The sequence below is a fragment of the Flexivirga sp. genome, from assembly GCF_051955415.1.
GTDB lineage: Bacteria > Actinomycetota > Actinomycetes > Actinomycetales > Dermatophilaceae > Flexivirga.
The window spans coordinates 49,739-62,042 of the sequence record NZ_JBQCGS010000007.1 but is presented as its reverse complement, the minus strand read 5'-3'; the positions used below and the strand labels follow the sequence as shown (position 1 = coordinate 62,042).

Sequence of the window (12,304 nt, the reverse complement as noted above, 5' to 3'; positions counted from 1 at the left end):
ACCTGCGTACTGCTGTGGGCGGCCAGGACTACCGGCTCTGGATCCGGGCGAACAACCGCAGCAACTCGATGTAGAGCCAGACGACCGAGACCAGCAGGCCGTGCGCCATCAACCACGAGTACTTCTGCGGAAGCTGCGCGGCGACGCCGCGCTGGATCGAGTCGAAGTCGACCGCCAGCGAGTATGACGCGAGACCGACGGCGATCACACTGATGATGATGCCGAGCGGGCCGGTGCCGCCGACGCCGAACGGGTTGCTGATCGCGCCGGTCCAGACCAGGGCGACGTTGACCAGGGCGAAGAGCAGGTAGCCGACCGCCATCAGGCCGAAGATCTTGCGCGAGCGTTCGGTCACCCGGATGAGCCCGGACTTCCAACCGGCGAACATGCCGGCGAAGACGCACAGCGTCGCGAGCACCGCCTCGGCGACGACACCGGGGTAGACGCGGTTGAAGAAACCGCTGGCGGCGCCGACGAACAGTCCTTCGCAGACGGCATACGCCAGGATCAGCAGGACCGAGATCTTCCGCTTGAACGAGATCACGAAGCCGATGGCCAGGCCGACGAACATGCCGCCCAGCCACAGGGCCATGCCGGCGCCTTGGTTCTCCTTGCCGACGAACCAGCCGACGGCCGCGAAGACCAGCAGCACCCCGAAGAGGCCGAGTGTCTTGGTGACGACGTCGTCCAGGGTCATCCGGCCGGACTGCAGCGCAGTCGCCGACGGCGCGTCGTACATCTTCTCCAGGTCGGGTCCCTGCGGGTAGCCCTGTTGCGGGTAGCCCTGCTGCGGGTAACCCGGCTGTTGCGGGTAGCCGTAGCGCGAGGCCTGCTGCTGTTCAGGAGTGCTGAACTGGCCGTACTGCGGCTGCGATCCGGTCAACCGCCCCTTGGACAGGTCCTCGTTGAACCGGTTGAACACCGGATTTGATGCCATGGCAGTCCCTAACGTTGATCGATCACTGTGACGGTTGATGCCTGGTCGCAGTCTAGGCGACCGGAACCACACGTACATCCTGGTCAACGTTGCGGCACACCGTCGGTGTTCCGCCCGGGTGCCGGTGGTTCGGCCCCGCCGCCGGTCGTCAGAACTGCGCCAGCACCGAGTGCGCAGCCTCTCGGACCGCGGCGCGGAAGACGTCGGAGCCGGCGATCTCGGCGTCGAAGACCTGTCCGATGCCGAGCATCCGGTCGACCAGTCCAGCGGCCGGTCCGGCGGCCCGCTCGCGCAGCACGTCGGCGAGCGGATCGCGCAACGGCAGCTCCTGACCGGCGACGTCGCGGCCGCGGCGCACATACACCATCCACGCGGCGACCGCGAGCGCGCAGTGGTGCGGGACGGCGCCGGCGCGGAGCCGATCACGCGCGGTGTCCAGCACCCGGATCGGCAGCTTCTGCGAGCCGTCCATCGCGACCTGGACGGTGGTGTGTCGCAGGTGCGGGTTGGCGAAGCGCTGCAGGATCTGATCGCCGTAGGCCACCAGGTCCACGCCGGGTGGCGTCTGCAAGGTCGGGAGCGCGTCCTCGCGCTGCAGTCCGCGCGCCGCCTCGAGCAGCGACTCGTCGGCCACCGCGTCGGCGATCGTGCGGTGCCCACTCAACGCACCCAGATACGCCAGCAGGGAGTGGGTGCCGTTCAGCATGCGCAGCTTGGCCTGCTCGTAGGGCGCCACATCCGCGGCGAGGGTCGCACCGGCCTGTTCCCATGCCGGACGCTCGGCGGCGAAACGATCTTCGATCACCCACTGCCCGAACGGTTCGGCGACGACGACGGCCTCGTCCCGCAGGCCCGAGAGCTGCGCCGCCTCGGCACGGTCCTGGTCGGTGGTCGCGGGCACGATGCGGTCCACCATCGTCGACGGGAAGGTCACCGCCTGCTCGAGCCATGCTGTGACGTCGTCGGGTCCGGACGCCGTCACCAACTCGGTCACGAGTCGGCGCAGCTGTGACCCGTTGCCGGGCAGGTTGTCGCAACTGAGCACGCTGACCGGCTCGGCGCCTGCCCGGAAGCGGGCGGCCAGGCCCGCGGCCAGCATGCCCAGCGATGATCCGGTGCGGGTGTAACCCTTCTCCGTGATGGTGAGGGTCACCACGCGCACCGCGGGGTCTGCTATCGCGGCGAGCACGTCGCTCGGATCGCCGCCTCCATTGGCAACCCGTCGAACACACCCGACGACATGGAGGGACGAGCGGTCGGACGACTTGGTCAGCACGCCATACAGACCATCCTGCGGTTGCAACTGCTGCACGACCGTCGCTGACCGCCCGGTCACCGCCAACTCACCCCACCGGTCATCTCCCGTCGCCGCGCACGCTCGCTCGGTGTAGACCGCCTGATGCGCTCGGTGGAAGGCACCGATCCCGAGGTGCACCACACCGATCGAGAGGCTGCGAGGGTCAACCTCCGGCAGGGTGACTGCGCCGACGCGAGCACCCGGCAACGTCGCGAGGGAGAGCCGATCCACTGCGTCAGTCCTTCGAATCCTCGACGCGGGCGACCAGCTGGGTCGGGTTGACGAAGCGCAACGCGACCACGAGCAGCACCAGCATCGACAGCATGTAGATCACGGCCATCGCGTCCACGGACTGCTGCGCGCGGATGCCGGCGCCCGTCATGGCGGTGAAGAGAGCCACGACCAGGGTGTTGGAGCTGGAGTCGGAGGTGAGGAATGTCAGCTCGAACATGCCGACAGTGCGCACCAGCACCAGCACCGCCGATGCGAGCATTCCCGGGATCAGCAACGGTGCCAGGATGCGCACGAACAACTTCGACGTCGAGGCGCCGCACATGCGGGCCGCGGACTCGATCGAGGGGTTGATCTGCTCGATGAACGGCGTCATCGTCAACACGACGAACGGCACGGACGGCACGAGATTGGCGAGGATGACCCCGGTCAGCCCGGGAGCCAGGTGGTAGTAGTTCAGCAGCGTCGCGAGCGGGATGCCGTAGGTGATCGGCGGCATCATGATCGGCAGCAGGAAGAGCAGCATCACCAGCTTCGATCCCGGGAACTTCTTGCGGGCCAGGACGTATGACGCCGGCACGCCGATGAGCACCGAGAGCGCCACCACAACGATGGCGACGATCAGCGTCGTCAGCACCACCTGTGTCAGGTCGTACTGCGACCAGGCGGTTCCGTACCACTGCCCGCTGTAGCTGGTCGGCAGCCAACTGTCGAACCACTTGCCGGCGAAGGAATTGACCACGACGGATGCGATGACCCCGAACAGCAGGATCAGGAAGATCGCCATACCGCCCCAGGTCAGGAACTTCCCGGGTGACGCGACGATCCGGCGGCGGCGTCCGGGGGCCACCGGACGCTCGGCGAGAGCGCTCATCAGCCCTTACCTCCTGCCGTCGAACCCTTGTACATGGTCGATCGCAGCATCAGGACGATGCCGATCACGATCATCTCGACCACTCCCATCACGATCGCGGACGCGGACGCCAGCGGGTAGTTGAACATCTGGCCCCATGCGTTGTAGGCGACGTATGCCACGACCCGGGTCGAGCCGGACGGGTCGCCGACGAGGATCGCCGAGGGAAACACACTGAACGCCAGCACGAAGGTCAGGCAGAAGGTGGTGGCCAGGCCGGGTGCCAGCAGCGGCATGATGATCCGGCGGAACCGTTGTTTCCAGTCGGCACCGAGAGTCTTGGCCGCCGCCTCCAGCGACGGGTCGATCCCGGACATGTAGGACAGGATCAGCAGGAACGCGAAGGGGAAGCCGGAGATGATCAGCGACCACAGCACGCCCCAGTAGTTCTGCACCAGTTGCACCGGGCCGAGGTCGAAGAGGCCGAGGAAGCGGTTGAACCAGCCGCGCGGACCGAAGAAGTTGAGCAGGCCCTCGGCCGTCAGCACGGTGCCCAGCGTGATGGGCACGACCAGGATGGTCGTCAGCAACCGCTTGCCGCGGAAGTTGCCGCGCATCATGTAGGCCAGCGGGATCGACGCGACGACGTTGATCAGAGCCGCTGGTAAGGAGAGCTTCAAGGTGATCCACAGCGAGTCCCAGCCGCGCATCTCGGGATCGGTGAAGAACGCCTTGTATGCGCCGAACATGCCGCCCTTGTTGGGGTGCAGCGACAGGTTGAGTCCGTAGAGGAACGGATAGACGAACAGCACGATGACGAACAGCAACCCGGGCACCAGCAGGAGCAGTGTGCGATCAATGCCGTGTTCGGCGAGCCGGTGCACCAGTGACGGCTTGTGCGACGGACCGGTCCCCGGCGTCTGCCGCCGCTTGTCGATCACCGGTGCGCTCATGTCGAAACACCAGCTGCTGCAAGGGTTTCTGCTGAGCGGTCGGGCGGTTCAGAGGTGTCAGCAGCTGGCGGGAACACCAGCACGCGACGCGCTTCCGCGGTCAGTCGCACCACCTCACCGGTGGCCGGTCGTGCGCCGGTCCGCACATGAACGGCCTCACCCGAGCGCAGGTGCGCCTCCACGGCGAACTCCCTGCCCTGGTATTCGACCACGTCGACGGTGGCGTCCACGGTGAGCGCGGCCACCGCGCCCGGGTCCCCGATCGTCAGGTCCTCGGGTCGGATGCCGACCTGCACCCGATCGCCTGGGCCGAGCGGGCCGGCGGCGACACCGCGCGCCGTCGTGCCCAGGACCGAGACGCTCACCTCGCCGCCCTCGACCCGCTCCACCACGCCGTCGAACAGGTTGCGGTAACCCATGAAATCGGCGACATGTGCGTTGCTCGGTCTCTCGTGCAGTTCCTGCGGGGTGCCGACCTGCTGCACCTCGCCGTGTCGCAGCACGACGAGCCGATCGGCGAGCGACAACGCCTCCTCCTGGTCGTGGGTGACGTAGATCGTCGTCAGCCCGAGAGACTGGTGCAGGCGCCGGATCTCGGTGCGCATCTCCAGGCGCAGCTTCGCGTCGAGGTTCGACAGCGGCTCGTCCATCAGCACCAGCGGCGGACGCAGCACGACCGCGCGCGCGATCGCGACGCGCTGCTGCTGGCCGCCGGACATCTGGCCGGGCAGCTTCGTGGCGTGCGGCCCGAGCTGCACCAGCTCGATGGCTTCCGCCACACGACGCTTGATCTCGGCGCGCGGCACCTTGCGCATCTGCAGACCGAAGGCGATGTTCTTGCGCACCGACAGGTGCGGAAACAGGGCGTAATTCTGGAACACCATGCCGAATCCCCGCTTCTCGGGCGGCAACTGGTCCACTGGGTGATCGTCGAGCATGATGCGGCCGGCGGTCAGCGGCAACAGACCGGCGATGCAGTTCAACGCCGTCGACTTGCCGCAGCCGGAGGGGCCGAGCAGCGCGATGAACTCGCCACGCTGGATCTGCAGGTCGAGACCGTGCAGTGCCGTGTGACCGCCGAAGCTGCGGGTCAGCCCGTCCAGCCGCAGGGTGTTGAAGTCCTCGTGTCGGCCGGTCACTGACTCCCCGCCTTCCCGCCGCCGACCTTCTTGTCCCACATGCTGAAGGCCTTCACCAGCTTCTGCGCGTCGATCGGCGTGACCACCGGGTGGGACGCGATGAGGTCGGCGTACTCGGGCCGGCCGTATTCCTTGATCACCTGCTGGCTCTTGGGCGGCGCCATGTCGATCGTCACGCCCTTGACCGCCGGCCCCGGGTAGAAGTAGCCGTCGTCGAACGTCTTCGCCTGCTGCTTCTGGGTGAGCGCGTAGTTGAGCACCTGCAGGATCGCCGACATCTTGTCCGCCGAGACGCCCTTCGGCACCGCGGCATACTGCGCGTCCGACACCCACTTGAACCCGTCGAGCGAGGTGACCTTGAAGTTCTTCGGCACCTGGTTGAGCGCCCGCGGATTGATGTCCCAGCCGGTGGTGGTCAGGGCCATGTCCCAGGCACCGGTCTTCAGGTTGTTCATCGTGACGCTGGCGCCGGTCGGGTAGGTCTTGACGTACTTGCCGAGCTTCTGCAGGTAGTCCCAGGTCTTGGTCCAGCCGTTGACCGGGTCCTTGGGGTCGTTGTCGCCCAGGATGTAGGGCAGCCCCATCAGCCAGGTGCGGCCGGGGCCGGAGTTCGCCGGTTGGGCGTAGCCGAACTTGCCCGGGTGCGCCTTGGCCCACGCCAGCAGTTCGTCCGCCGTCTTCGGCGGGTTCTTCACCTTGTCCGGGTTGTACTCCAGCAGCGGACCGGACGGGTAGTAGACCAGCTCGACGGCCTGGTCCTGGGCGAGCTTCTGCATGTTCGCCGCGGGTGCCTGGTAGTCGGCCATGTTGGACAGCCGGTCGGAGAACTTCTTCATGTTGACGAACAGGCCCTGCTCGATGCCGGCGGACAGCCCGTCGGTGCCGGTGAGCACCAGGTCGATGTGCAGGTTTCCCGCGTCCTGCTGCGCCTTCACCTTGCCGGCCATGTCCGGCGCTCCCGCGGTCTGCCAGGTGACCTTCGAGATGACGTCGGGGTGCTCGTGGGCGAAGGACGAGAAGATGTCGCCGGTCAGCTGCTTGTTGCCGGCGACGTCGAGGATGTTGAGGGTCACGGGCTTCGATGGTGTGGTCGGCACCGCCGAGGCCTGGAGCGCCTTCGACGGATCGGAGCCGCCGCCTCCCGGCGTTCCGCACGCGGTCATGACGAGCCCTGCCGCCGCGAATGCGGCGACTGCTCCAACTGTGGTGAAACGCATAGGGTTTCGCTCCTTGATGTGTGCGAGCGTGTGGCTCACGCCCTGAACGAGAAAGAGTTCAGCGGTGGTGCGGGGGCACCGAGGTGGACTGCCGAACCACCAGCTGGACCGGCAGGTCTTCCACCGAAGTGGGCCGATCCGTGGGGTTGATCAGATCGACCAGGTTGTTGACCGCGGCCCGACCGACCCGCTTCAACGGAGAGCGCACGGTCGTCAGGCCGGGCGAGACCAGGGTCGCGACGTTGACGTCGTCGATGCCCATGACCGAGAGTTCCTCGGGCACCCGCACACCCCTGGTGCTCAGCCGCGCGAGTATGCCGAGCCCCACCAGGTCGTTGTATGCCAGCGCCGCGGTGGCGCCCGAGGCCAACACCACATCGGCGGCCGACTGGCCACCGTCGAAGTTCGGCGCATAGGAGCCGACCTTGTCGACCTCGAGATCGTCGAAGGCCGGCGCGATCCGCTCGATGGCCGCCCAGCGTTTCTGGTTGGACCAGGACTTCTCCGGACCTCCGACGTAGGCCACCTTGCGGTGGCCGAGCGCGTGCAGATGCTCCAGCGCCAGGCGGATGATCTCCTCGTCGTCGACGATGACGGAGGTCAGTCCTTCCCACTCACGGTTGATCAGGACCATCATCGTCTGGCCGGCGACGGCCGCGATGTCGGAGGCCGACATACGCGGCGAACACAGGATGAGACCGTCCACCTGCTTGGACAGCTGATGCACCAACTCCAGCTCGGTCCTCGTGTCCTCGTCGGAGTCGGCGATGAACACCGAGTATCCGGCCGCGAGCGCGCGACTCTGCACGCTCTTGGTGATCGAGGCGAAGTAGGGGTTCTCCAGGTCGGGGACCACCAGCCCGATGTTGTGGGTCGTTCCGGTGATCAGTCCTCGTGCGGCGAGGTTAGGCCGGTAGCCCAGCTGACGGGCGGCCTCGACCACGCGATCGCGGGTGTCGGCCGCTACGGCGGTGTTGCCGGACAGCGCCCGGGACACCGTCGACGCGGACACGCCGGCGGCTTTGGCCACGTCGTGAACGGTGATGGATGTCGCCACCGGCCACCTCCTTGATGTGCGGTGCAGCACAGACTGCAATCGTGCCCACGACCACGTCAATGTCCGTTATCAAACCGTTACCTTCCGAGTTCTGCGCCTCCTGCAAGTCGCGTGCCGGATACGGATTTTGTTGAAGACACTGCAAATAACTCTTGATCAATTCACGGCCCGCGTGCATAGTGATCTCTGCAATCGGTTGCAGACCATTTCATCGAGAGAGTGCAATGACTGAGCGCTGGCAGCTTGATCCGGACCGGGCCCTCCCCGCCGACCCGACCACTCGCGGGCTGGCCCGCACGATCTACCGGCACGCCGCGGCATGCCCCCTGGTGTCGATGCACGGGCACGTCGACGTCGAGCTGTTCGCCGACGACACACCGTTCGGCGACCCGGCCGAACTGCTCATCACCCCGGATCACTACCTCGTGCGCATGCTGGTGTCGCAGGGCTACCGGCACACCGAACTCGGCGTCGACTATCGCGGCACCGCGCATCCGCAGGGCGCCACCGGGGCCGAGGCAGGCGCCGTAGACGTCGAGCGTGACCCACGCGCCATCTGGCGCCGCTTCTGCGAGAACTGGCACCTCTTCCGCGGGACGCCGACGCGCTACTGGCTCGAACACGAACTGGTCGAGATCTTCGAGCTGCCCGCACCGCCCTCGGCTGCCGACGCAGACGATCTCTACGACCACCTCATCGCGACGCTGCAGCGCGACGATTTCCGGCCGCTGGCTCTGCTGGACCGGATGAACGTCCAGATCCTCGCCACCACGGACTCGGCGCTGTCCGATCTGTCGGCACATGCCGCGCTCGCCCACCGGCTGGGGCCCGACCGGATCGTTCCGACGTTCCGCCCCGATTCACTGGTGCACGTGGGCCACCGGGCCTGGCCCGCCGAGATCGCCCGGCTCGCCGACGTCTCGGACATCGACACCGGCGACTACCGCGGCTTCCTCGCTGCGCTGCGCGAACGGCGCCGCGCCTTCATCGCAGCCGGCGCCCGCGCCACCGACCACGGTCATCTCACCGCCGACACGACGCCACTCCCGGCCGCCGAGGCCGAGCGGATCTATCGCGCGGCGCTGCGCGGCGACGTCCGTCCGGCGGATGCCGACGCGTTCGCGGCCCACATGCTCTTCCAGATGGCGCAGATGTCCGCCGAGGACGGCCTGGTGATGCAGCTGCACCCGGGCGTGCTGCGCAACCACAACAGTGAGATCTACCGGCTCCACGGCCCCGATCAGGGTTTCGACGTGCCCGTCCGGGTGGAGTTCACCCGCAGCCTGCAGCCGCTGCTGGAGCGGTTCGGCCTGAGCCGCGACTTCCGGTGCATCCTGTTCACCACCGACGAGACCGTCTACTCCCGCGAGCTGGCACCGCTGGCCGGTGCCTACCCCTCCATCCGGCTCGGAGCGCCCTGGTGGTTCCTGGACAGCCCCGAGCAGATGCGCCGTTTCCGGGAGTCGGCCGTGGAGACCGCCGGCTTCTACAACACCAGCGGGTTCGTCGATGACACAAGGGCTTTCGCATCGATCCCGGCACGTCACGACCTCGCCCGGCGCATCGACGCTGGCTACCTCGCCAAGCTGGTCGCCGAAGGCCGGCTCGCGATGGACGAAGCCCTGGACACGATGATCGATCTGGCTCACCGACTCGCGCTGGCGGCATACGCCCGCCGCCTCGACTGATCCGCGCAGCGGGCAGGAAGGAGAATCATGGCAATCGCGTCAGCAGAGGTGCTGGTGACCAGCCCCGGCCGCAATTTCGTCACCCTGCGCATCACCACCGGTGACGGCGTCACCGGGCTCGGCGACGCCACGCTCAACGGCCGCGAGCTCGCGGCCGCGGCATACCTGCGCGAGCATGTCGTCCCGTTGCTCATCGGTCGCGACGAAGCGCAGATCGAGGACATCTGGCAGTACCTCTACCGCGGCGCCTACTGGCGACGCGGTCCGGTGACGATGGCGGCCGTCGCCGCCGTCGACATGGCGCTGTGGGACATCAAGGCCAAGACCGCCGGTATGCCGCTGTACCAACTGCTCGGCGGACGCTCGCGGCTCGGCTGCCTGGCCTACGGACATGCCTCCGGCAGCACCACGGACGCGCTGTTCACCTCCATCCGCAACCACCTGGAGCAGGGCTACCGCGCGATCCGGGTGCAGACCGGCGTGCCGGGGCTCGGCCAGGTCTACGGCGTCGCGTCGGACCAGAAGCCTGGCCAGCGCTATGACTACGAACCCGCCAAGCGGCAGCCGCTGCCGGCGGAGGAGTCGTGGGACACCCGCGCCTACCTGCGTCACGTGCCGACGGTCTTCGAAGCGGTGCGCAGCGAGTTCGGCCCCGAACTGCCGCTGCTGCACGACGGGCACCACCGGATGTCGCCGAACGAGGGGGCGATCCTGGGCAAGAGCCTGGAACCCTACGACCTGTTCTGGCTGGAGGACTGCACACCGGGCGAGAACCAGGAGGTGCTGCGGCGGGTGCGGTCCCAGACCACCACTCCGCTGGCCATCGGCGAGGTCTTCAACTCCGTCTTCGACTACCAGACGCTGATCACCGAGCAGCTCATCGACTACGTGCGATCCGCGGTCACGCACACCGGAGGCATCACCGCGCTGAAGAAGCTGATGGACTTCGCGGCGATCTATGGCATCCGGTCCGGTTTCCACGGCCCCACCGACATCTCCCCGGTGGGGCAGGCCGCCCATTTGCATCTCGGCGTCGCATTGCACAACTTCGGCATCCAGGAGTACATGAAGCACTCGCAGGACACGCTGCGGGTCTTCCGCACGAGCTACACCTTTCGCGACGGCCTGCTCGATCCGGGCGAAGCACCGGGACTGGGTGTCGAGTACGACGACCAGGCAGCGGCGTCCTTCGACTACGAACCGGCCTACCTGCCGGTCAATCGGCGAGCCGACGGCACGGTGCACGACTGGTGACGGAGGATCCGATGGCCGGACTGCTGGTGCTTGCCGCCGGCGACGACGTCGCGCTGGCGACCCGCACGTTGTCGGCGGGCGAGGAAGTGGTCGCCGGCGGGCACACTGTGCTCGTCCGCTCCACCGTCCCCCCGGGGCACAAGCTCGCGATCACTGCGCGCGCGGCCGGCGACCCGGTCCGCAAGTACGGTGCGACGATCGGCCGGGCGTCGACCGCGATCTCCCCCGGCGACCACGTCCACGTCCACAACCTCTCGATCACCGAGGCCGACGAACCGCACGAGTTCGGCACTGATCGGCACGTGCCGCCGCTGCCGCCCGGGCCACGGCCGACCTTCCAGGGCTACCGCCGCGCCGATGGCCGGGTGGGCACCCGCAACTACATCGGTGTGCTGACCTCGGTGAACTGCTCGGCCAGCACGGCACGGATGATCGCCGACCAGTTCCGCGGGCCGGTGCTCGATGCGTATCCCGACGTGGACGGCGTCGTGGCGCTCACCCATCGCAGTGGCTGCGGGCTGGTCAGCGACAGCGAGGGCGCCCGCATCCTGGTGCGCACCCTGCGCGGGTATGCCGCACACCCCAACATCGCCGGGTTGCTGGTGGTCGGCCTGGGCTGCGAGATGCTGCAATCGGCGAGCATCGTGGAATCGGCGAACATCCCCGCATCCACTGTGATCCGGCAACTGGTCATCCAGGACGAAGGAGGCATCCGCCGCACCGTGCGGGCCGGCGTGGATGCGATCACCGACATGCTCGAACCGATCAATGCGCTGCGCCGCACACCCTGCGATGTCTCCGAACTCGTGCTCGGTCTGAACTGCGGCGGTTCCGACGGCTATTCGGGCATCACCGCGAATCCCGCGCTCGGCGTCGCCTCCGACCGGCTGGTGTCGTACGGCGGGACGTCGATCCTGGCGGAGACACCCGAGGTGCACGGCGCGGAGGGCCTGCTGACCCGTCGTGCGGTCTCGGAGGCGGTCGGTCGCAAGCTGCTCGCCCGGCTCGACTGGTGGCGCGCATACACCGCTGCGGGCGGAGGCAGTATGGACAACAACCCGTCGCCGGGCAACAAGGCGGGCGGGCTGACCACCATCCTGGAGAAGTCTCTCGGCGCGGTCGCCAAGAGCGGTCACGCCGAACTCACCGACGTCCTGGAGTATGCCGAGGCGCCGCACGGGCCCGGTCTGGTGTTCATGGACACGCCCGGCTACGACCCGGTCTCGGTCACCGGCATCGTTGCCGGCGGCGCCACGGTGGTGTGCTTCACGACCGGCCGCGGCTCGGTCTTCGGCTGCAAACCGGTCCCCAGCATCAAGCTCGCGACCAGCACCGAACTCTACGAGCGGATGCCGGAGGACATCGACATCAATTGCGGCACGATCGTCGACGGCACCCAGACGCTCGCCGACGTGGGCGACACGATCTTCCGTCAGATCATCGACGTGGCGTCCGGTCGCCGGACGGTCAGTGAGGAGCTCGACCTCGGCCAGGAGGAATTCGTCCCCTGGCAGCTCGGCGCGGTGACCTGACGCGCATCGGTGCACCACGAATGTGCTGGTTCCGCGCCGAATCTCCGCCGGTCACGACGAGGTGCAATTAGTCGGCTCCGGCCACGTGGCTTCCGCACAATGGCCGACAGGATTCCCACCCCGGGATCCGGAAGATCTCCGACGGG

At 67.6% G+C, this 12,304-nt stretch carries 10 protein-coding genes; 3 read left to right on the top strand and 7 right to left on the bottom strand.

The features are described 5' to 3' along the window. Positions 1–28 precede the first annotated feature (28 nt). The 7 genes from ACTHL4_RS00850 to ACTHL4_RS00820 form a co-directional block, all read right to left on the bottom strand. Complete coding sequence (locus ACTHL4_RS00850) at positions 29–937, bottom strand: Bax inhibitor-1/YccA family membrane protein (RefSeq protein WP_440280834.1); 909 nt, start codon at positions 935–937, stop codon at positions 29–31. Positions 938–1,085: 148 nt separating this feature from the next. Further along, positions 1,086–2,465: a mannitol dehydrogenase family protein gene (locus ACTHL4_RS00845; protein WP_440280833.1), complete on the bottom strand. Its 1,380-nt coding sequence runs from the start codon at positions 2,463–2,465 to the stop codon at positions 1,086–1,088. 4 nt (positions 2,466–2,469) lie between these two features. After that, entirely contained in the window at positions 2,470–3,339 is an 870-nt protein-coding gene (locus tag ACTHL4_RS00840; protein WP_440280832.1) for an ABC transporter permease, read from the bottom strand. Next, positions 3,339–4,271, bottom strand: a complete 933-nt coding sequence (locus ACTHL4_RS00835; RefSeq protein WP_440280831.1) for an ABC transporter permease — start codon at positions 4,269–4,271, stop codon at positions 3,339–3,341. Before ACTHL4_RS00835 ends, ACTHL4_RS00840 begins: the two co-directional genes overlap by 1 nt. Continuing rightward, positions 4,268–5,410, bottom strand: a complete 1,143-nt coding sequence (locus tag ACTHL4_RS00830; RefSeq protein ID WP_440280830.1) for an ABC transporter ATP-binding protein — start codon at positions 5,408–5,410, stop codon at positions 4,268–4,270. Before ACTHL4_RS00830 ends, ACTHL4_RS00835 begins: the two co-directional genes overlap by 4 nt. After that, positions 5,407–6,483 carry an extracellular solute-binding protein gene (locus ACTHL4_RS00825; protein ID WP_440280829.1) on the bottom strand — a complete coding sequence of 359 codons (1,077 nt, stop codon included), beginning with the start codon at positions 6,481–6,483 and terminating at the stop codon, positions 5,407–5,409. Before ACTHL4_RS00825 ends, ACTHL4_RS00830 begins: the two co-directional genes overlap by 4 nt. 202 nt (positions 6,484–6,685) lie before the next feature. Then, positions 6,686–7,684, bottom strand: coding sequence for a LacI family DNA-binding transcriptional regulator (locus ACTHL4_RS00820; RefSeq protein WP_440280828.1), 999 nt, complete (start codon positions 7,682–7,684; stop codon positions 6,686–6,688). Positions 7,685–7,908: 224 nt separating this feature from the next. Here ACTHL4_RS00820 and uxaC point away from each other — a divergent pair, with 224 nt between their 5' ends. The 3 genes from uxaC to ACTHL4_RS00805 are packed head-to-tail and all read left to right on the top strand — an operon-like array spanning position 7,909 to position 12,158. Then, positions 7,909–9,372, top strand: a complete 1,464-nt coding sequence (gene uxaC, locus ACTHL4_RS00815) for a glucuronate isomerase (protein ID WP_440280827.1) — start codon at positions 7,909–7,911, stop codon at positions 9,370–9,372. 27 nt (positions 9,373–9,399) lie between these two features. Then, positions 9,400–10,626: a D-mannonate dehydratase ManD gene (gene manD, locus ACTHL4_RS00810; protein WP_440280826.1), complete on the top strand. Its 1,227-nt coding sequence runs from the start codon at positions 9,400–9,402 to the stop codon at positions 10,624–10,626. After that, on the top strand, positions 10,623–12,158 hold the full coding sequence (locus ACTHL4_RS00805; RefSeq protein WP_440280825.1) for a UxaA family hydrolase: 1,536 nt from the start codon (positions 10,623–10,625) through the stop codon (positions 12,156–12,158). The genes manD and ACTHL4_RS00805 overlap by 4 nt, the downstream gene beginning before the upstream one ends. Positions 12,159–12,304 lie beyond the last annotated feature (146 nt).

Coding starts and splice junctions, on each gene's coding strand:
- ACTHL4_RS00835 (WP_440280831.1), bottom strand. CDS start 4,271: ATGAGCGCACCGGTGATCGACAAGCGGCGGCAGACGCCGGGGACCGGT.
- ACTHL4_RS00840 (WP_440280832.1), bottom strand. CDS start 3,339: ATGAGCGCTCTCGCCGAGCGTCCGGTGGCCCCCGGACGCCGCCGCCGG.
- uxaC (WP_440280827.1), top strand. CDS start 7,909: ATGACTGAGCGCTGGCAGCTTGATCCGGACCGGGCCCTCCCCGCCGAC.
- manD (WP_440280826.1), top strand. CDS start 9,400: ATGGCAATCGCGTCAGCAGAGGTGCTGGTGACCAGCCCCGGCCGCAAT.
- ACTHL4_RS00850 (WP_440280834.1), bottom strand. CDS start 937: ATGGCATCAAATCCGGTGTTCAACCGGTTCAACGAGGACCTGTCCAAG.